The sequence below is a fragment of the Actinoallomurus sp. NBC_01490 genome, from assembly GCF_036227085.1.
Classification (GTDB): Bacteria; Actinomycetota; Actinomycetes; order Streptosporangiales; family Streptosporangiaceae; genus Actinoallomurus; species Actinoallomurus oryzae.
Genome location: NZ_CP109433.1, coordinates 4,041,817 through 4,059,957 on the forward strand (window position 1 = coordinate 4,041,817; position 18,141 = coordinate 4,059,957).

The following is an 18,141-nucleotide window of genomic DNA, read 5'->3' on the forward strand; positions in this document are numbered from 1 at the left end:
CCGGAGGGCGTGACCACGGGGTCGTGCCGTCGATCCCCTCGCTCCGCTCGGTCATGACCTATCCAGGAGCGCCGCGGTGGCCTGGGCGACGGTCAGCAGCGGCAGCGGCGCGAAGATCTTGCTCATCTGCGGCGCGAACGCGGGGGAGGAGACCAGGACCTCCTCGGTGGGGCCGTCGGAGACCACCTCTCCGTCGGCGACCACGACGACGCGGCCGGCCACCTCCGCGGCGAGTTCGACGTCGTGGGTGGCGAGCACGATCGCGTGGCCGTCGGCGGCCAGCTCCCGCAGGATCTCCACCAGCCGCGTCTTGGCCGCGTAGTCGAGGCCGCGGGTGGGCTCGTCGAGCAGGATGAGCGGCGGCCGTCCGGTGAGGATGACGGCCAGGGCGAGGCACAGCCGCCCGCCCTCGGACAGATCGCGCGGATGGACGTCGTCGGCGACCCCGGGTGCGAGGCGGCCGAACAGCGTCCGGCAGGTGCCCTCCGCCGCGGCCATGTCGCGGTCGGCGGCACGGCACTCGGCCGCGACCGTCTCGGCGTACAGCAGGTCGGCCGGGTCCTGGGGGACGAGTCCCGCGCGCCGCACCATCGCCCGGGCCCGCAGCTCGTGCGGCGCGGCGCCGAGCACCTCGACGCGGCCCGCCTCCGGCCGTACGAGGCCGACCAGCGACGACAGCAGCGAGGACTTGCCCGCGCCGTTGCGCCCCATGAGGGCGACGACCTCGCCACGCGCGACGGTGAGGTCCACGCCGCGCAGCGCGGCCACCGGCCCGTACCGGATCCGCAGCCCTCGTACGGTGGCCACGGCCGCGCCGTCCGGGCGGGCGGCGGGCGCGGCGTCTTCCGCCATCCCGCCCTCCCGTGCCAGGCGGGCGCGCAGCGGCGCGGCGGCCCGGCGGGCGTCGCGGACCGACAGCGGCAGCGGTGACCAGCCCGCGGCCCGCCCGAGCCGCACGACCGGCGGGGCCACCGGCGCGTCGCCCATGACCAGCGCCGCCGGGCCGTACGCCGCGGGGCCGCCGTCGCCCGCCAGCACGACGACGGTGTCGGCGAGGTGGACGACGCGTTCGAGCCGGTGTTCGGCCAGCACGACGGTGAGCGCCAGGTCGTGCACGAGCCGCTGGAGGATGGCCAGCACGTCCTCGGCGCCGACCGGATCGAGCGCGGAGGTGGGCTCGTCCAGCACGAGCACCCGCGGATGCGCCGTCAGCACCGACCCGATCGCGACGCGTTGCGCCTGGCCGCCGGACAGCGTCGCCAGCGGGCGGTCGCGCACCGCCTCCAGACCGAGGAGGTCGAGCGTCTCCTCGACGCGGCGCCGCATCACCGATGGCGCCAGGCCGAGCGACTCCATCCCGTACGCCAGTTCCTCCTCGACCACGTCGGTGACGAACCCGGCGCGCGGGTCCTGGCCGACGTACCCGACGACGTCGGCGAGGTCGCGCGGCGGGTGGTCGCGGGTGTCGCGGCCGGCCACGGTGACCCGGCCGGACAGGATCCCGCCGGTGAAGTGCGGGACCAGCCCGTTGACGGCGCGCAGCAGCGTCGACTTGCCCGAGCCGGTACGGCCCACGACCAGGCACAGCTCGCCCTCGTCGACCTCCAGGTCGACGCCGGACAGCACCGGGGCGGCCTCCTCGGCGTACCGGAAGCCCACCCGTTCGAAGCGGATCATCAGGCCTCCCGCCGTCCGGGCGGCGACAGCAGCGCCACGGCCACGGCCAGCACGAGGGCGGCGGCCGGGAGCACCGGCGTGCCCGTCGTGCGCGCGCCGCCCGCCGTCGCGGCGGCGGACGCCAGGCCGCAGGCCGACACGGCCCACTCCGGCCACCTCCACGGGTCGGGGCGGTAGCGGGTGCGCGGCGAGCGGCGGCCGCCCAGCCACAGGCCGGCCGTTGCCGCGGCCAGGCCCAGCAGCAGCATCGGTGTGCCGAGCGCGGCCGGCGTGTCCGCGCCCAGCAGGCCGTACAGGCCGGCGCACACGGCCGGCAGCCCGGCGAGCGTCAGCCCCGCCGTGGCGCGCCGGCGCGCGGGCGAGACCGCCGCGGTACGGCCGTACCCGCGGGAGTCCATCGCCGCCGCGAGCTCCACCGACCGCTCCAGCGCCCCCTCGACCACCGGCATGACCAGCCCGCGCACGGCCCGCAGCCCGCGGTCGGGGCGTCCGCGCAGCCGGTGCGCCGCCCGTACGCGTCGGACGTGCGTCACCGCCTGCGGCGCGAACGTCATCGCGACGACGACCGCGACGCCCATCTCGTACAGGGCGCCGGGGACGGTCTTCAGCATCCGGCTCGGACTCGCCAGGGCGTTCGCCGCGCCCAGGCAGACGAGGACGGCCGCGAGGCGCAGCCCGTCGTACAGGCCGGCCCGCAGGCCGTCCGCGGTCACCGGGCCGCCGAGCCGGGTGCCGGCCATCCAGTCCGGGAGCGTCACCGACGGCAGCGTGAACAGGGCCGGGCCCGGCGCGGGCACGGCGAACACCACCCAGAAGACGACGCGTACGACCAGGACCACCGCCCCGATGCGGAGGAACATCGAGTATGAGCCCGCCCACGAGTCACCGGTGCGCCGGACGGCGACGACCAGCCCGGTGGCGGCCACGACCAGGAGCAGGAGCAGGGGGCTGGACGTGCGCGTGGCGGCGGCGGCCAGGCCGAGGGCCCACAGCCACCAGGCGCCGGGGTGCAGCGGCCGGGAGGCCCTCACCGGCGGCTCCGCCCGCCGGTCCGGCCGCTCACAGCTTGGCGCGGCGACGCACCGCCATCATGCTGCCGCCCGCGGCGAGCACGAGGAGCACGCCGATGATGATCGACACCGCGGTGGATCCGGCGCTCTTCTTCTTGGCCGGCGCGGCCGTCGCGCTCGGCGAGGACGAGGACGAGGGCGCGGCGGCGGCGCAGGTGCCGAAGGCGTCGATGGCGCAGACGAGGCCGGACTTGTCCGATTGTGGCCGTGCCACCTTCGCCAGGACGTCGGAGCCGGTGGCGTTCTGCGGCACCGACGCGCAGGAGGTCTTGGCGGCGGGCGGGGTGGCGCCGGCCGGCGCGTCGGCGGCCTCGCCGTAGTCGATCACGACGGCCACCCGCTTGGCGCCCGCCTGTTTCGGGGTGGAGCCGCAGATCTTGGCGAAGTCGGGGGCGTCGCGCGGCGGCGTGCCGGACTCCCCGCTCGACTTGGCGAACCGCCAGCCCTCGACGGTGCCGTCCTTGGGGTGGGTGGACGCCGGGCCGGTCTGGGCGAACGCCCACTTGGAGCCGTCGGCCTGCCAGTAGCCCCAGAACGCGGTGGCGTCCGCCGACGCGGGGGCGGCGAGCGCCCAGACGACCCAGAGGACGAGTGCCAGGATGGACCCTGGGGCCGCGATGACGCGGAAACGAGCCGTGAGCATGGGCGCCTTTCGATGGGTGTGGTGCCGGCGGGGACGGGCGCACCACGAGCCGCACGCGCCCGGACTCCCACCCGCAGACCACGACGGATTCTCGGAGCCGCTCGCGCCGACGCGAGCGTCCGGCTCGCCGCGCGGGCGGGGGGCCCGCACGGCACACGGTTGCGGGTCAGCGCCGGATTCGGACCGGCTTTCCCCACGTCGGCGCGGTGTGCTGCTGCCGATGAGTTGACCACGGACGCCGAGACCTCGTCAAAACGGCCCACACCGGTAATCTGGCGAACCGTGAGCCACCCCCCGAGCGGCCCGCCCCCCGGGGACCGCGAGCCGCGGGACGACCTGCCGTACGGCCCCGGCCACGGGCCGTTCCCGCCGCCGGACGCCGGACCGCCTCCCGGAGACCGCGAGCCGCGGGACGACGTGCCGTACGGCCCGGGGTACGGGCCGTTCCCGCCGCCGGGCGCCGGACCGCCTCCCGGGGCATGGCCGCCGCCCGCGTACGGGCCGCCGCCTCCCGGCGGCGCACCGCCCTATGGCCCGCCGTACGGCCCGCCCTACGGTGCTCCGCCGCCGTACGGGCCGCCGCCGGTCCGGCGTCGCCGTGGCCTCGTCGTCGGTCTCGTCGCCGGGTTCGTCGTCCTGGCGGTGTGCGTGACCGTCACGGCGATCCTGCTGCGGCGCGACGGCGACCGCCCCGAGCCGGTCGCCGCCGTGCCGGACGTGACCGTCACGACCGCGGGCGACGGCACCGTGACCATGGTCAAGGCGGGCGCGGTGCGCACGGTCGTGGACGTCTATGAGGACTTCCAGTGCCCGGTCTGCAAGGAGTTCCACCGGATCAACGACGCGACCCTGAAGAACCTCGCGGGGGAGGGCCGCGCCAAGGTCGTCTACCACCCCATCGTGATCTTCAGCAGCGAGCCCCTGTCGGGCAACTCCACGCGGGCCGCCGCGGCCGCGCACTGCGTCACCGACGGGGACCGCTGGCTGGCCTACCAGGACCAGCTGTTCCTCCACCAGCCGGAAGAGGGGAGCCAGGGCTTCAGCGTCGCGGACCTGCTGTCGTTCGGGAAGACGGCCGGTGAGACCGGTTCGGGCTTCGCCTCCTGCGTACGGACCCTGCGGTACGCCGCGGAGGTGCGGCGGACGAGCCAGGCGGCGATCTCCGGCGGCATTTCCGGCACGCCGACGGTGAAGGTGAACGGCGAGGCCTTGGCCACGGATGAGACGATGACCGCCGAAGGTCTGCGGAATGCGGTCGTCGCGGCCGGATGAGGGAGCACGTGCGCGGAGGTAACAGGAGAGTCATGCCCTGGAGCTGGCGGTACGAGAAGGCGGACGGGTCACCGATCGACGCACCCGGCCTCGGCGAGGAGACATGGAGCACCCAGGCCGACGCCGAGTCGTGGGTCGGGGAGAACTGGCGGGGCCTGGTGGAGTCCGGTGTCGACCAGGTCAGCCTGCTGGAGGACGGACGGGTCGTCTACGGCCCGATGAGCCTGCACCCGCCGGAGGGCTGACGCCGCGGCCCGTGACGGGCCGCGACGGGCTCGGCGCCCCGTCGCGGCGATCACGCGCCCGCCGGCATGACCGAGGTCACGCCGGCGCGGCCGGGGTCACGGACGGCGCGGCGGGCTGACCGTCCTGGCCGGGTCACGCTCGATGACCGGCTCCAGGACCTCGTCGATGCGCTTGAGCAGCGCGGGGTCCAGCCGTACGCCGGCCGCGCGCACGTTGTCGCGTACCTGCTCGGGCCGGCTCGCGCCGATGATGGCGGAGGAGACGTTGGGGTTCTGCAGCACCCAGGCCACCGCGAGCTGGGCCATCGACAGGCCCGCCTCCTCGGCGATCGGCCGCAGCCGCTGCACCCGCGTCAGGACCTCCTCGCGCAGGACGCGCTTGATCACGGACGCGCCGCCCTCCGCGTCGGTCGCGCGGGAGCCCGCGGGCGGCGCCTGGCCGGGCACGTACTTGCCGGTCAGCACGCCCTGGGCGAGCGGAGAGAAGACGACCTGCCCGACGCCCTCGCGCTCGGACAGCGGCACGACCTCGGACTCGATGACGCGCCACAGCATGCTGTACTGCGGCTGGTTGGACACGATCCGGTCCAGGCCCATCTCGTCGGCGATCTTCAGCGCGCGGGCGATCTCCTCGGCGCGCCACTCCGACACGCCGACGTAGAGGACCTTGCCCTGGCGTACGAGGTCGTCGAAGGCCCGCAGGGTCTCCTCGAGCGGCGTCTCGTGGTCGAACCGGTGCGCCTGGTACAGGTCGACGTAGTCGGTCCCCAGGCGGCGCAGGGAGCCGTGGATCGACTCGAAGATGTGCTTGCGCGACAGGCCGCGGTCGTTCCGGCCGTCACCGGTCGGCCAGTAAACCTTGGTGAAGATCTCCAGCGACTCGCGGCGCTGTCCCCTGAGCGCGCGGCCGAGCACCTCCTCGGCCCGCGTGCCGGCGTAGACGTCGGCGGTGTCGAACGTCGTGATCCCCTCGTCGAGGGCGGCCTTCACGCACGCGGCGGCGGCCTCCTCCTCGATCTGCGAACCGTGGGTGATCCAGTTTCCGTAGGCGAGTTCACTGACCATGAGGCCGCTGCGGCCGAGATGACGAAACTCCATGTTCTGGAACACTAACCCGGCCGCCCGAGCGTCATCCGCCGGGCCGGGAGGGAGTCAGATCTCGGCCTTCTGCCCCGGCTTGAGACGCGCCTGCGGCATGCGCAGCCGCCGGATCTGCATCGAGCGCGTGACCGCGTAGATGCCGACGCCCTGGGTGCTCTCGTCGGGGAAGCGCTCGCGCGCGAGCTTCTTCACCCGGCTGGAGATCACGACCGACTCGACGATGATCACGGCGAGGATCACCGGCAGCCCGAACGTCTGCAGGTAGATGCGCACGGTCAGCGGCGCCACCATCGACAGCACGACGACGAGGATGGTGAGGTACATGAAGAACTCGCCGAATGTGCGCCGGGAGTCGACGTAATCACGGGCGAGCTTGCGCACCGGGCCTTTGTCGCGCCGGGGCAGATAACGCTCGTCACCGCGGGCGATGCCCTCACGGATCTGCTTGGCGTTACCGGTGCGACGCGTGCGCTGCTCGCGGTCGCGGCGGAGGGCCTCTCGGCGGGTCTTCGGGGCCGTTATCGGCTGGCGGTTGCGCTTTTCGGCGTCGCGGCGTTTGGGCGTGGGCCGGCCCTTGCCCTCCGTCTTGGTGGTCTTGCCGGCCTCGGGGGGCTGGGGCGGCTCTTCGGTGGCGGTCTCGGTACGGCGTCGGAACACGCAGATCAGCCTACCGGCGCCGGGACGCGAACATAATGACTGTCTTGGTCGTTAACGCGTAGGGTGGTGGCTAACCCCAGCAGCGTTCGCAGAGGCACCAGCACGAAGGGACCGGCCACGCGCGATGAGCGTGATGAAACGAATGTCGATGATCTTCAAGTCCAAGGCCAACAAGGCGCTGGACAAAATGGAGGATCCTCGCGAGACCCTTGACTATTCGTACCAGCGCCAGCTTGAGATGCTCCAGAAGGTCCGCCGCGGCGTGGCCGACGTGGCCACCTCCCGCAAGCGGCTCGAACTCCAGATCAACCAGCTGGAACAGCAGCAGGCGAAGCTCACCGACCAGGGCCGGAAGGCCCTCCAGGTGGGCCGTGAGGACCTCGCGCGCGAGGCGCTGACCCGCCGGGGCGGTCTCGACAGCCAGCTGAACGACCTGCGGGCGCAGTACCAGCAGCTCCAGGGCGAGGAGGAGAAGCTCACGCTCGCCTCCCAGCGGCTGCAGGCGAAGGTCGACTCCTTCCGCACGCGCAAGGAGACCATCAAGGCCACCTACACGGCGGCCGAGGCGCAGACCAAGATCAACGAGGCGTTCTCCGGCATCTCCGAGGAGATGGGCGACGTCGGCCTCGCGATCCAGCGCGCCGAGGAGAAGACCGAGAACATGAAGGCGCGCGCCGGCGCCATCGACGAACTGCTCGCCTCAGGCGCCCTGGAGGACTACTCCGGTCCGCGCGACGACATCCAGGCCGAGCTCGACCGCATGGGCGCGGGTCCCGGCGTCGACCTCGAGCTGGAGCAGATGAAGGCCGAGCTCGGCATGGCGCCCGCGCCCAAGCAGCTCGACGCCGCCCAGGGACAACAGCAGGGGCAGCAGGCTCCGCAGGCTCAGCCGCACCAGACGCCGAACCAGGCGCCGCAGCAGCCGCGGGAGGGCCAGTGATCGTCCGGATCATGGGCGAGGGCCAGGTCGACGTCGTCGACGGTGACCTGACCGCGCTCAACACGCTCGACGGCGAGCTCGAAGCGGCGATCGAGTCGGGCGACGAGGAGAAGTTCCGCGGGGCGCTGCACGCCCTGCTGGAGCAGGTCCGCACGGTGGGCAAGGCCCTGCCGGCCGAGGAGATCGCCCCGTCGGACCTGATCCTGCCGCCGGCCGACGCCACGATGGACGAGGTCCGCGCGATGCTGGGTGATGAGGGACTCATCCCGGACTGACCGGAGCGGCGAGCCGACGAGCGAGCGGAGCGGCCGGTGAGGTACGAGCCGTCCGTGTAGCGAGTGAGGAGGCGAGCGCGACCAGAAAACCTGGCACCTATCACGCCGCTTCGGCGTTAGTACGGGGTGAACGTAGGTCGGGGGTAGGAGGAGCACGATGGCGCGTTCTCGATTCGCACCGGACCGGGGACTCACGGCTCGCATGCTGGTGACGATGTTCCTGCTGGGGCTGCTTTACGTCGCCTTCGTCGGATTCTTCATCGTGTACCTCCCCCAGATGTGGGTGCTGGTCCTGGTCATCGCGGTGGGCTTCCTGCTGGTCCAGTACTTCTTCTCCGACAAGCTCGCCCTGTTCGCCATGCACGGGCGGGTGGTCTCCGAACAGGAGGCGCCGGAGCTGCACGGGGTCATCGACCGCATCTGCGCGATGTCCGACATGCCGAAGCCGCGGGTGGCGGTGGCCGACACGGACGTGCCGAACGCCTTCGCCACCGGACGCAACCAGGACAACGCGGTCGTCTGCGTCACGACGGGGCTGCTCCGCCGGCTCGACACCACCGAGCTGGAGGGCGTGCTCGCGCACGAGCTCTCCCACGTCGCCCACCGCGACGTCGCCGTGATGACGATCGCGTCGTTCCTGGGCATCCTGGCCGGCCTGCTCACGCGGTTCGGCCTCCAGTGGGGCCTGTGGGGCGGCTTCAACGACCGCAACCGCAACAACAACGACCAGAGCACCGCGATGGTGCTCCTGGTCGTCATCGGGGTCAGCGCGGCCGTCTACGCGATCAGCTTCCTGCTCACCCGGGCGCTGTCGCGCTACCGCGAGCTGTCGGCGGACCGGTCGGCGGCGGAGCTGACGGGCCGACCGTCGGCGCTGGCCAGCGCGCTGACGAAGGTGACCGGCGACATGGCCCGCATCCCGACGAAGGACCTGCGCGCGGCCGAGCCGTTCAACGCCTTCTACTTCGCACCGGCGTTCTCGAAGGGGTTCAGCATCTCCACGCTCTTCTCCACGCACCCGTCGCTCGAGCAGCGCCTCGAGCAGCTCGCGAAGATCTCGACCCAGCTCGGCCGGGGCGTGTGACATGGGTTTCCTCGACACCCTGCTCGGGCGCTCCAAGCCGAAGAAGCCCGACCTCGACCGGCTGTTCGCGCTGCCCACGGCCGCGATCACGCTGGAGGCCGCGGCCGGGCTCACGCCCACGGGAGTCGGCTCGGTCTGCTTCCGCGCCGCCGAGGGCGCGGCGTTCGCCCAGATCGAGAAGGACGTGCGCGAGCTGCTCGACTCCGACGAGGGCCCCAAGGTCGAGCTGAGCACCGACTCGTACGGCTACACCTGGCTCGTGAGCCGGCACGACCCCACCGACCTCGTAGGGCTCGTCACCGACATCCACGCCGTCAACTCCTCACTGGAGTCCGGCGGGTTCGGGCCGCAGCTGCTGTGCTCGGTGGTGGCCTTCGCGACCCCGGACGGCCGCCGTACGGGCCTGGTCTACCTCTACAAGCGAGGCACGTTCTACCCGTTCGCACCGACGTCGGGGGAGCGGCGTGACAACGCCCTGGAGCTCCAGGTGCGCGGCGCGGTCGGCGCCGACCTGCCGGTGGAGAGCGACCTGAGCCGCTGGTTCCCGGTCTGGGGCACCCCCGGCCTGTAGGAAGATCGGCGGCGTGAAGCGCTTGCGGCCCGTCGATCTGGCGCGTGAGCACGGCCTGTCCCCGCAGGCCGTACGCAACTACGAAGAGGCGGGCATCCTTCCCGCGGCGGAGCGCACGCCCACCGGCTACCGGATCTACACGCCCCTGCACGCCCAGGCCCTGCGGGCCTTCGTCGCCCTGATGCCGGGCCACGGTCACCAGACCGCCACGGCGATCATGACGGCCGTCAACGAGGGGCGGACCGCCGACGCCCTCACGCTCGTCGACGAGAGCCACGCCCGGCTTCTGGAGGACCGGCGGACGCTGACGGCGGTCGAGGCGGCCCTCCGCGACCTGACGGCCGATCCGGAACCGCCCGGCGGGACGTACGGCGGCCGTGGAGGCGGTGAGACGGTCCGCCGTGACCGTACGGGAGCCGAGACGTCGGTGGGGCCGCTGGCGCGGCGGCTCGGCCTCCGGCCCGCGACGCTCCGCAAGTGGGAACGCGCCGGTCTGGTCCGCCCGCGACGCGACCCGAGGACCGGTTACCGCGTCTACACCGACGCGGACGTACGGGACGCCCGGCTGGCCCACCAGCTGCGGCGGGGCGGATACCTGCTGCGGCAGATCGCACCGCTCCTGGACCGCGTCCGCGAGGCCGGCGGCGTCGAACCCCTGCGGGCGACCCTGGACGAATGGCGTGGCCGGCTCGACGCGCGCGGCCGCGCCCTGCTGGCGGGCGCGGCCGAACTCGACACCTATCTACGACAGCGCGAGCCCCCCGCCCGTACGACGGCCGGCCGGACCTGACCAGGCCCCGTACGCGGGGGCCTACGGCAGGGCCAGCATCCGGTCGAGGGCGACGCGGGCGTAGTGCGCGGTCTCGGGCTCCACCGTGATCTGGTTCACGACCTCCCCGCGCGCCAGGGACTCCAGCGACCAGACCAGGTGCGGCAGGTCGATGCGGTTCATGGTCGAGCAGAAGCACACGGTCCGGTCCAGGAACACCACGGTCTTGTCCGGGTGGCGGCCGGCCAGGCGCTTGACGAGGTTCAGCTCGGTGCCGACCGCCCAGGCCGTGCCGGCCGGGGCCTCCTCGATGGTGCGGATGATGTACTCCGTCGAGCCGATCAGGTCGGCGGCCCGTACGACCTCGTGGCGGCATTCGGGGTGGACCAGCACGTTGACGCCGGGGATGCGGGCGCGCACCTCGTTCACCGAGTCGAGGCTGAACCGGCCGTGCACCGAGCAGTGCCCCCGCCACAGGATCATCGTCGCGTCGCGCAGCTCGGCGGTGGACAGGCCGCCGTCCGGCCGGTTCGGGCTGTAGACGACGCAGTCGTCCAGGGACAGGCCCATCTCCAGGACGGCCGTGTTGCGGCCGAGGTGCTGGTCGGGCAGGAACAGCACCTTCGAGCCCTTGGCGAAGGCCCACTCCAGCGCCCGCCGGGCGTTGGAGGACGTGCACACGACGCCCCCGTGGCGGCCGACGAAGGCCTTGATGTCGGCGGAGGAGTTCATGTACGTGATCGGCACCACGTCGCCGGCGATCCCGGCGTCCTCCAGGACCTCCCAGCACTCCTCGACCTGGTCGTAGGTGGCCATGTCGGCCATCGAGCAGCCGGCGGCCAGGTCGGGCAGGACGACCTGCTGGTCGGCCGAGGTGAGGATGTCGGCCGACTCGGCCATGAAGTGGACGCCGCAGAAGACGATGTAGGGAGCCTGGGGCCGCGCCGCGGCCTCCTGGGCGAGTTTGAACGAGTCGCCGGTCACGTCGGCGAACTGGATGACCTCGTCCCGCTGGTAGTGGTGGCCCAGGACGAAGAGGCGGTCGCCGAGGGCCGCCTTGGCCGCGCGGGCGCGCTCCACCAGGGCCGGGTCCGAAGCGGGCGGGAGCTCACCGGGGCAGGAGACCCCGCGTTCGCTGGCCGGGTCCGCGCCCTGTCCGAGGATCAGCAGGCTGCTGCCGGTGGTCACTTGGGGGTCCCTCCTTCAACAGACTTATCGTCGCTTTGACGATACTGCACGAGCGGGCGGTATGGGGGCTTCAGGTCCTGTTTGTAGGGATATGCGGCGAGGAACACAGCGGTGGACTTGGGGAATGGCCGGGGGCAGCGGGTACGTTGTGGTGGAGGGAAAGCCAACAGCGACGGCCGTCACGGGACGGCCGAGCCAACCGGGAGTTCGCACATGACGGTTTCAGCCGACACCTCCACGCAGAATGGCGTCATCCTCACCGACGCCGCGGCGGAGAAGGCCAAGAGCCTGCTCGAGCAGCAGGGCGAGGAAGGCCTCGCGCTGCGTGTGCAGGTCCAGCCCGGCGGCTGCTCGGGCCTGATCTACCAGCTCTACTTCGACGACCGTGAGGTGGACGGCGACCTGGTCCAGGACTTCAACGGCCTGAGCGTCCGCGTCGACCGGATGAGCGTGCCGTACCTCTCGGGCGCGAAGATCGACTTCGTCGACACGATCGAGAAGCAGGGCTTCACGATCGACAACCCCAACGCGGGCGGCTCCTGCGCCTGCGGCGACTCGTTCCACTAAGCCTTAAGCGCTTCGCCGGATCATGGTGCCCGTGTTCCCAGGGAACACCCGGGAACACGGGCATTCGGCATGCCGGCCTCGGCCCATGGTGCCCGTGTTCCCAGGATCACCCGGGAACACGGGCATTCGGCATGTCAGGCCCATGCAAGGCAGTACTCTTGCCGGGTTTGACCACTGGCTGTCCGACCACAGGCTTTTGACCACAGGCCTTCGAGATGACCTCGCGGCTATGACGAGGTCGCCGATCGACCGAGGAGTTCGACGTCGTGCGCATCGCTGTTGCCGGTTCCATCGCCACCGACCATCTGATGACGTTCCCAGGACGGTTCGCCGACCAGCTGATCCCCGACCAGCTGCACACCGTCTCCCTGTCCTTCCTGGTGGACGCGCTGGACATCCGGCGAGGAGGGGTCGCCGCCAACATCTGCTACGGGATGGGATGCCTCGGCCAGAACCCGATCCTCGTCGGCGCCGTCGGTGACGACTTCGCCGACTACCGCTCCTGGCTCGACCGGCACGGCGTCGACACCTCCTCGGTGTACGTCTCCCAGCTCCACCACACGGCGCGCTTCCTGTGCACCACCGACGAGGACCACAACCAGATCGCCTCCTTCTACACGGGCGCGATGAGCGAGGCCCGGGAGATCGAGCTCCAGCCCATCGTCGACCGCGTCGGAGGCCTGGACCTGGTCCTCATCGGCGCCGACGACCCCGAGGGCATGCTCCGGCACACCGAGGAGTGCCGTACGCGCGGCATCCCGTTCGCCGCCGACCCGTCCCAGCAGCTGGCCCGCATGAACGACGTGTGCGAGCTGATCGACGGCGCCGCCTACCTGTTCACCAACGAGTACGAGAAGTCGCTCTGTGAACAGAAGACCGGCTGGTCGGACGAGGAGGTCCTGGAGCGCGTCGGCGTGCGGGTGACCACCCTCGGCCCCAAGGGCGTGCGCATCGACCGCACCGGCGAGCCCTCCCTGCACGTGGACGCCGCGCCGGAGGTGCGCAAGGTCGAGCCGACCGGCGTGGGCGACGCCTTCCGCGCCGGCTTCCTCACCGCGATCTCCTGGGAGCTGTCCCTCGAACGCGCCGCGCAGATGGGCAACCTCCTCGCCGCGCACGCGCTGGAGGTCGCCGGCCCGCAGGAGTACACCCTCCATCGCCAGCAGTTCGTCGACCGCTTCGCCGACGCGTACGGCCGCGAGGCCGCGGACGAGATCGCCGGGCACGTCCTGAACTGAACCCCCGGCACCGGCCCGCGCCCGCGGGGGCGGCCCCTCACCGGGTCGCCCCGCACGGTCAGGTCACTCGGTAACTCTTGGAAGGCAGACCAAGAGCGAGTACTGAGCGATGTCCGGCACTCCGCGCAGTACACCGCTCAGTGACTCTTGGAAGAAAGGTCAAAGGCGGGTACTGAGCGGTGTCCGGCGCTCCGCGCAGTACACCGCTCAGTAGTTGCGGCGTACGTGGAACGCCCAGCCGCGGGGGAGGGTCTCCTCCCAGACGAAGTCCTGCGACTTCATCCGGCACCACGCAGGGACGTCCGTGCGGGCCGCCACGTCGTCGGCCTTGACCGCGATGATCTCGCCGACCGGCACCTCGCCGATGCGCTCGGCGAGCATGATGATCGGGATGGGGCACTTGCGGCCCAGCGCGTCGATGGTGACCAGCGCCCGGGGGCCGGTGGCCACCGGGGGGGTCTCCGGAGGCGTCTCCCGGACGGCGCGGCGGCGTTTCAGGCCCATATGCCGATCTCCTCGTTGATGAGCTCGCTCCGCTCGCTCACGAGCCCTCCTTGCGCCGGGGGAGTGACCAGGCGCGCGTGTCCTTCGGCTCGCGCGCTCCGCTCGCTCACGCCCCAGGTCGTGATCAACCGGTCACCCCGCTCGTCTGGCGGAGCCTTCGTACGGCTCCCGGAAGGACCGCGAGAAAACGGTCGACATCGGCCGCTCTCGTCCCGCGGGAGAGCGATACCCGGACATTTCCATGAGTAATCACTCCCATCGCCTCCAGAACATGGCTCGGTCGGAGAGTATCCGCCGTACAGGAACTTCCGGACGAGACCTCGAACCCCAGCCGGTCGAGCTCGGTCAGCAGCGCCTCGCCCTCCACGTACAGGCACGAGAACGTGACCAGGTGGGGGAGGCGCTCGACCGGATGACCGATGACCTCGACGTCGTCGACCAGGCGGGGCGCGCGCTCGCGGATCAGGTCGACCAGCGCCGACAGGCGGGGGGCGTCCAGTTCCATCTCCGCACGGTACGCCTCCAGGGCCGCCGCCGCTGCCACGATCCCTGGAACGTTCTCAAATCCCGGGACGCGGCGGCTCTCCCGCTCGTCCTCGGGCAGCGGTGATCTCCAGCGGGTGTTCTTGCGGACGACCAGAACCCCCACGCCCGGCGGGCCGCCCCACTTGTGCGCCGAGGCCGTCAGCAGCGACCAGCCACCGGGGATCGGCGCCCGGCCGGCCGACTGGGCGGCGTCGACCAGCAGCGGCACCCGGGCCGCGCGGCACGCCTCGGCGACCTCGGCCACCGGCTGGAGCGTGCCGACCTCGTGGTTGGCCGACTGCAGGCAGGCCAGGGCCGTGTCGGGGCGCAGCGCCGCGGCGAACTCCTCCGGGTCGACCCGTCCCGTACGGTCGACGCCCACCGTGGTGACCGTGCCGCCCTCGCGCTCGTGCCGCCCGGCGGCGTGCAGCACGCTGGAGTGCTCGACGGCGCTCACCACGAGGTGCCGTCCGGCGCGCCGGCGCGCGCCCAGGGTGCCGAGCACGCCGAGGTGGATCGCCTGGGTGCCGGAGGAGGTGAAGGACGTCTCGTCGGGCCGCGCTCCGACGGCCGCCGCGACCTGCGTGCGGGCCCGGTCGAGCAGCATGCGCGAACGGCGCGCGGAGCCGTAAAGCCGCTGGGGATCGGCCCATCCGCCCTCCAGGGCACCCAGCAGCGCCTCGCGTGCCGCCGGGTGCAGAGGCTCGGTGGACGCGGCGTCGAAGTAGGCCACGAGTACGACAGTAACGGGGGTACCACCGAGGTGTCCGGGACCCTCCGCTAATGTTTCCCCCACACGTGTGAACATCGATCTGATCGCCCGAGACTCGGGCTTCATCGTGGGAAGGCAATCCGTGAGTCCGACCCGCCGTAGAGAGCGGCGCACGCCTGCGAGCGCGGGCGCGCCCGGCGCGCGCCGACGCCTGCTGACGGGCGCCGCGGCGCTGTCGGCGCTGGCGTTCGCCGCGACGGCGTGCTCCGCTGAGAAAGTGCGCCTCGGCCTGCCGACACCGGCCACCGAGCAGGCCAAGCGTGTCCTGACCCTGTGGCAGGGGTCCTGGATCGCGGCACTGGCCGTGGGCGCCCTCGTCTGGGGCTTGATCATTTGGGCGGTGCTCTTCCACCGCAAGCGGTCCGACCAGCTGCCGCCGCAGGTTCGTTACAACCTGCCGATCGAGATGCTGTACACCGTCGTCCCGTTCATCATCGTCGCGGTGCTGTTCTACTTCACCGCGCGCGACGAGACGTATCTCGAGAAACTGACGCCGGCGTCCCAGTCCAGCGACGTGACGCTCGTCAACGTGACGGCGTTCCAGTGGAGCTGGCAGTTCGACTACCCGCAGTACCACACGCGGTCGATCGTCGGACAGCCCGTCTCGCCCGACGAGCCGCACAAGCCGATGTTCGAGATCCCCGTCGGCAAGAAGGTACGGTTCCACCTGGTGTCCAAGGACGTCATCCACTCCTTCTGGGTTCCGTCCTTCATCTTCAAGCGGGACATCATCCCGGGGGCCAAGTCCGGTCAGGACTTTGAGATCACCCCCACCAAGACGGGCACGTACGAGGGACGCTGCGCCGAACTCTGCGGTGTCGAGCACGGCCGGATGCTCTTCCAGGTGAAGATCGTTCCGCAGGCGGAGTTCGAGCAGTTCATCTCCAGCCATGGCGGGAGCATGCAGTGACCACCACCATCTCGCACCCGACCCCGTCGGCGGCCGGCGCGCCCCGGCGCACGAGCAAGGGCCGGATCATCGCGTCCTGGATGTCGTCCACGGACCACAAGGTGATCGGGTACATGTACCTGATCACGTCGTTCGCGTTCTTCTGCGTCGGCGGCATCCTGGCCCTGATCATGCGTGCCGAGCTGGCACGGCCGGGTCTGCAGGTCGTCAGTGAGGAGCAGTTCAACCAGCTCTTCACCATGCACGGCACGATCATGCTGCTGATGTTCGCGACGCCGCTCTTCGTCGGGTTCGGCAACGTGATCATGCCGCTGCAGATCGGTTCGCCCGACGTGGCGTTCCCGCGCATGAACATGTTCAGCTACTACCTGTTCCTGTTCGGCAGCCTGATCGCCGTCAGCGGGTTCCTGACCCCGGGCGGCGCCGCGAGCTTCGGCTGGTACGCCTATGCGCCGCTGTCGAGCGTCATCCGCTCGCCCGAGATCGGCGGCGACCTGTGGATCATGGGTCTGACGCTGTCCGGCCTGGGCACGATCCTCGGTGGCGTCAACTTCGTCACCACGATCTTCTGCATGCGGGCGCCGGGCATGACGATGTTCCGGATGCCGATCTTCACCTGGAACATCCTGCTGACGTCGATCCTCGTGCTCATGGCCTTCCCGGTGCTGGCCGCCGCGCTGCTGGCGCTCGAGGCCGACCGCAAGCTCGGCGCGCACGTGTTCGACGCCGCCAACGGCGGGGCGATCCTCTGGCAACACCTCTTCTGGTTCTTCGGCCATCCCGAGGTCTATATCGTCGCGTTGCCATTCTTCGGGATCATCACCGAGATCCTGCCGGTGTTCTCCCGTAAGCCCGTCTTCGGCTACATCAGCCTGGTCGGTGCGACCGTCGCCATCGCCGGCCTGTCCGTGACCGTGTGGGCGCACCACATGTTCCCGACCGGTCAGGTGCTGCTGCCGTTCTTCTCGTTCATGACGTTCCTCATCGCGGTGCCCACCGGGGTGAAGTTCTTCAACTGGGTCGGCACGATCTGGCGAGGGCAACTGACGTTCGAGACACCGATGCTGTGGTCGCTGGGCTTCCTGGTGACGTTCCTGTTCGGTGGCCTGACCGGCATCATCCTGGCCTCGCCGCCGCTGGACTTCCACCTCAACGACAGCTACTTCGTCGTCGCGCACTTCCACTACGTGCTGTTCGGCACCGTGGTCTTCGCGATGTTCGCCGGCTTCTACTTCTGGTGGCCGAAGATGACCGGGAAGAAGCTGAACGAGTTCTGGGGCAAGGTCCACTTCTGGCTGCTGTTCATCGGCTTCCACACGACCTTCCTGGTCCAGCACTGGCTGGGCGCCGAGGGCATGCAGCGGCGCGTCCCCGACTACGCCAAGCAGTTCACCGGCCTCAACGAGGTCTCCAGCCTCGGCGCGCTGATCCTGGCGATCTCGATGCTGCCGTTCGTGTGGAACGTCTACATCACCGCGCGTAACGGCGAGCGGGTCTACGTCGACGACCCGTGGGGCTACGGCAACTCGCTCGAGTGGGCGACGTCCTGCCCGCCGCCGCGGCACAACTTCACCGCGATCCCGCGGATCCGCTCCGAGCGGCCCGCGTTCGACCTGCACTATCCGCACACGGGCGCCAAGCCCGCCGTGACGGCCGGTGCCGGAACGGAGGACTGACGATGAAGGTCGAAGGCTTCCTGTTCGCCTTCTGCGCACTGTTCTTCGCGGTGATGGACGTCATCTACTGGCTGTGGTCGCACGACCCCACCGGCACCACCGCGCTGGCCCTGACCGTGGGCCTGGCCGGCCTGGTCGGCTTCTACCTGCTGTTCACCGGCCGCCGCGTCGGACCGCGGCCGGAGGACGACAAGGAAGGCGAGATCGCCGACGGCGCGGGCGAGCTGGGCTTCTTCAGCCCGCACAGCTGGTGGCCGCTGTTCGTCGCCCTCGCCGCGGCCACGGCGTCCCTCGGCGTTGTCATCGGCTGGTGGATGCTGCTGATCGGCCTGCTCGCGATCGTCCTGGCCGCGATCGGGTTCGTGTTCGAGTACTACCGCGGTCACTTCTCGCACTGAGAAGCCCCAAGAAACGGTCACGAGGGCCGGTGTCGCCGGGAGGCGGCGCCGGCCCTCGT

20 protein-coding genes are annotated in these 18,141 nt (G+C 71.2%); 12 read left to right on the top strand and 8 right to left on the bottom strand.

Going from position 1 to position 18,141, the window contains the following annotated elements; genetic code table 11:
* Positions 1-51: 51 nt before the first annotated feature.
* Genes OG417_RS19375 through OG417_RS19385 form a run of 3 tightly spaced genes read right to left on the bottom strand, consistent with a single transcriptional unit; the run spans position 52 to position 3,390 of the window.
* Positions 52-1,677, bottom strand: a complete 1,626-nt coding sequence (locus OG417_RS19375; RefSeq protein ID WP_329257750.1) for an ABC transporter ATP-binding protein — start codon at positions 1,675-1,677, stop codon at positions 52-54.
* Entirely contained in the window at positions 1,677-2,708 is a 1,032-nt protein-coding gene (locus tag OG417_RS19380; RefSeq protein ID WP_329257753.1) for an energy-coupling factor transporter transmembrane component T, read from the bottom strand. Before OG417_RS19380 ends, OG417_RS19375 begins: the two co-directional genes overlap by 1 nt.
* Before the next feature lie 28 nt (positions 2,709-2,736).
* Positions 2,737-3,390 (bottom strand): SCO2322 family protein, encoded by a 654-nt coding sequence (locus OG417_RS19385; RefSeq protein ID WP_329257757.1) that lies wholly within the window; start codon positions 3,388-3,390, stop codon positions 2,737-2,739.
* Between the two features lie 282 nt (positions 3,391-3,672).
* Between OG417_RS19385 and OG417_RS19390 the strand changes: the two genes are divergently transcribed.
* Both OG417_RS19390 and OG417_RS19395 read left to right on the top strand, forming a co-directional pair.
* Positions 3,673-4,662, top strand: coding sequence for a DsbA family protein (locus tag OG417_RS19390; RefSeq protein WP_329257760.1), 990 nt, complete (start codon positions 3,673-3,675; stop codon positions 4,660-4,662).
* 32 nt (positions 4,663-4,694) lie between these two features.
* On the top strand, positions 4,695-4,907 hold the full coding sequence (locus OG417_RS19395) for a hypothetical protein (protein ID WP_329257762.1): 213 nt from the start codon (positions 4,695-4,697) through the stop codon (positions 4,905-4,907).
* A 96-nt stretch (positions 4,908-5,003) separates the two neighbouring features.
* Here the strand turns inward: OG417_RS19395 and OG417_RS19400 are convergent, their stop codons facing one another.
* Positions 5,004-6,005, bottom strand: a complete 1,002-nt coding sequence (locus OG417_RS19400) for an aldo/keto reductase family protein (protein ID WP_329257764.1) — start codon at positions 6,003-6,005, stop codon at positions 5,004-5,006.
* 54 nt (positions 6,006-6,059) lie between these two features.
* Complete coding sequence (locus OG417_RS19405) at positions 6,060-6,665, bottom strand: DUF3043 domain-containing protein (RefSeq protein WP_329257766.1); 606 nt, start codon at positions 6,663-6,665, stop codon at positions 6,060-6,062.
* 124 nt (positions 6,666-6,789) lie between these two features.
* On the opposite strand from OG417_RS19405, the gene OG417_RS19410 reads away from it, so the two are divergent.
* The 5 genes from OG417_RS19410 (at position 6,790) to OG417_RS19430 (ending at position 10,325) form a co-directional block, all read left to right on the top strand.
* Complete coding sequence (locus tag OG417_RS19410) at positions 6,790-7,605, top strand: PspA/IM30 family protein (RefSeq protein ID WP_329257768.1); 816 nt, start codon at positions 6,790-6,792, stop codon at positions 7,603-7,605.
* On the top strand, positions 7,602-7,880 hold the full coding sequence (pspAA, locus tag OG417_RS19415) for a PspA-associated protein PspAA (protein ID WP_329257771.1): 279 nt from the start codon (positions 7,602-7,604) through the stop codon (positions 7,878-7,880). The genes OG417_RS19410 and pspAA overlap by 4 nt, the downstream gene beginning before the upstream one ends.
* A 157-nt stretch (positions 7,881-8,037) precedes the next feature.
* A complete protein-coding gene (gene htpX / locus OG417_RS19420) occupies positions 8,038-8,964 on the top strand; it encodes a zinc metalloprotease HtpX (protein ID WP_329257774.1) in 927 nt (308 codons plus the stop codon).
* A 1-nt stretch (position 8,965) separates the two neighbouring features.
* Entirely contained in the window at positions 8,966-9,535 is a 570-nt protein-coding gene (pspAB, locus tag OG417_RS19425; protein ID WP_329257777.1) for a PspA-associated protein PspAB, read from the top strand.
* Between the two features lie 22 nt (positions 9,536-9,557).
* Positions 9,558-10,325 carry a TioE family transcriptional regulator gene (locus OG417_RS19430; protein WP_329262392.1) on the top strand — a complete coding sequence of 256 codons (768 nt, stop codon included), beginning with the start codon at positions 9,558-9,560 and terminating at the stop codon, positions 10,323-10,325.
* Positions 10,326-10,346: 21 nt separating this feature from the next.
* Here the strand turns inward: OG417_RS19430 and nadA are convergent, their stop codons facing one another.
* Positions 10,347-11,492 (bottom strand): quinolinate synthase NadA, encoded by a 1,146-nt coding sequence (nadA, locus tag OG417_RS19435; protein WP_329257779.1) that lies wholly within the window; start codon positions 11,490-11,492, stop codon positions 10,347-10,349.
* Positions 11,493-11,705: 213 nt separating this feature from the next.
* Here nadA and OG417_RS19440 point away from each other — a divergent pair, with 213 nt between their 5' ends.
* Both OG417_RS19440 and OG417_RS19445 read left to right on the top strand, forming a co-directional pair.
* On the top strand, positions 11,706-12,059 hold the full coding sequence (locus OG417_RS19440; RefSeq protein ID WP_329257782.1) for a HesB/IscA family protein: 354 nt from the start codon (positions 11,706-11,708) through the stop codon (positions 12,057-12,059).
* 266 nt (positions 12,060-12,325) lie between these two features.
* On the top strand, positions 12,326-13,297 hold the full coding sequence (locus OG417_RS19445; protein WP_329257785.1) for a carbohydrate kinase family protein: 972 nt from the start codon (positions 12,326-12,328) through the stop codon (positions 13,295-13,297).
* Between the two features lie 207 nt (positions 13,298-13,504).
* Here OG417_RS19445 and OG417_RS19450 read toward each other — a convergent pair whose 3' ends face one another.
* Positions 13,505-13,801 (bottom strand): sulfurtransferase TusA family protein, encoded by a 297-nt coding sequence (locus OG417_RS19450; RefSeq protein ID WP_329257789.1) that lies wholly within the window; start codon positions 13,799-13,801, stop codon positions 13,505-13,507.
* Between the two features lie 124 nt (positions 13,802-13,925).
* Positions 13,926-15,059, bottom strand: coding sequence for a cysteine desulfurase family protein (locus OG417_RS19455; protein WP_329257792.1), 1,134 nt, complete (start codon positions 15,057-15,059; stop codon positions 13,926-13,928).
* A 121-nt stretch (positions 15,060-15,180) separates the two neighbouring features.
* On the opposite strand from OG417_RS19455, the gene ctaC reads away from it, so the two are divergent.
* Genes ctaC through OG417_RS19470 form a run of 3 tightly spaced genes read left to right on the top strand, consistent with a single transcriptional unit; the run spans position 15,181 to position 18,082 of the window.
* Positions 15,181-16,008, top strand: coding sequence for an aa3-type cytochrome oxidase subunit II (gene ctaC / locus OG417_RS19460; RefSeq protein WP_329257795.1), 828 nt, complete (start codon positions 15,181-15,183; stop codon positions 16,006-16,008).
* A complete protein-coding gene (gene ctaD, locus OG417_RS19465; protein WP_442875705.1) occupies positions 16,005-17,684 on the top strand; it encodes an aa3-type cytochrome oxidase subunit I in 1,680 nt (559 codons plus the stop codon). The genes ctaC and ctaD overlap by 4 nt, the downstream gene beginning before the upstream one ends.
* 2 nt (positions 17,685-17,686) lie before the next feature.
* Positions 17,687-18,082, top strand: coding sequence for a cytochrome c oxidase subunit 4 (locus OG417_RS19470; RefSeq protein WP_329257799.1), 396 nt, complete (start codon positions 17,687-17,689; stop codon positions 18,080-18,082).
* Positions 18,083-18,141: the final 59 nt, after the last annotated feature.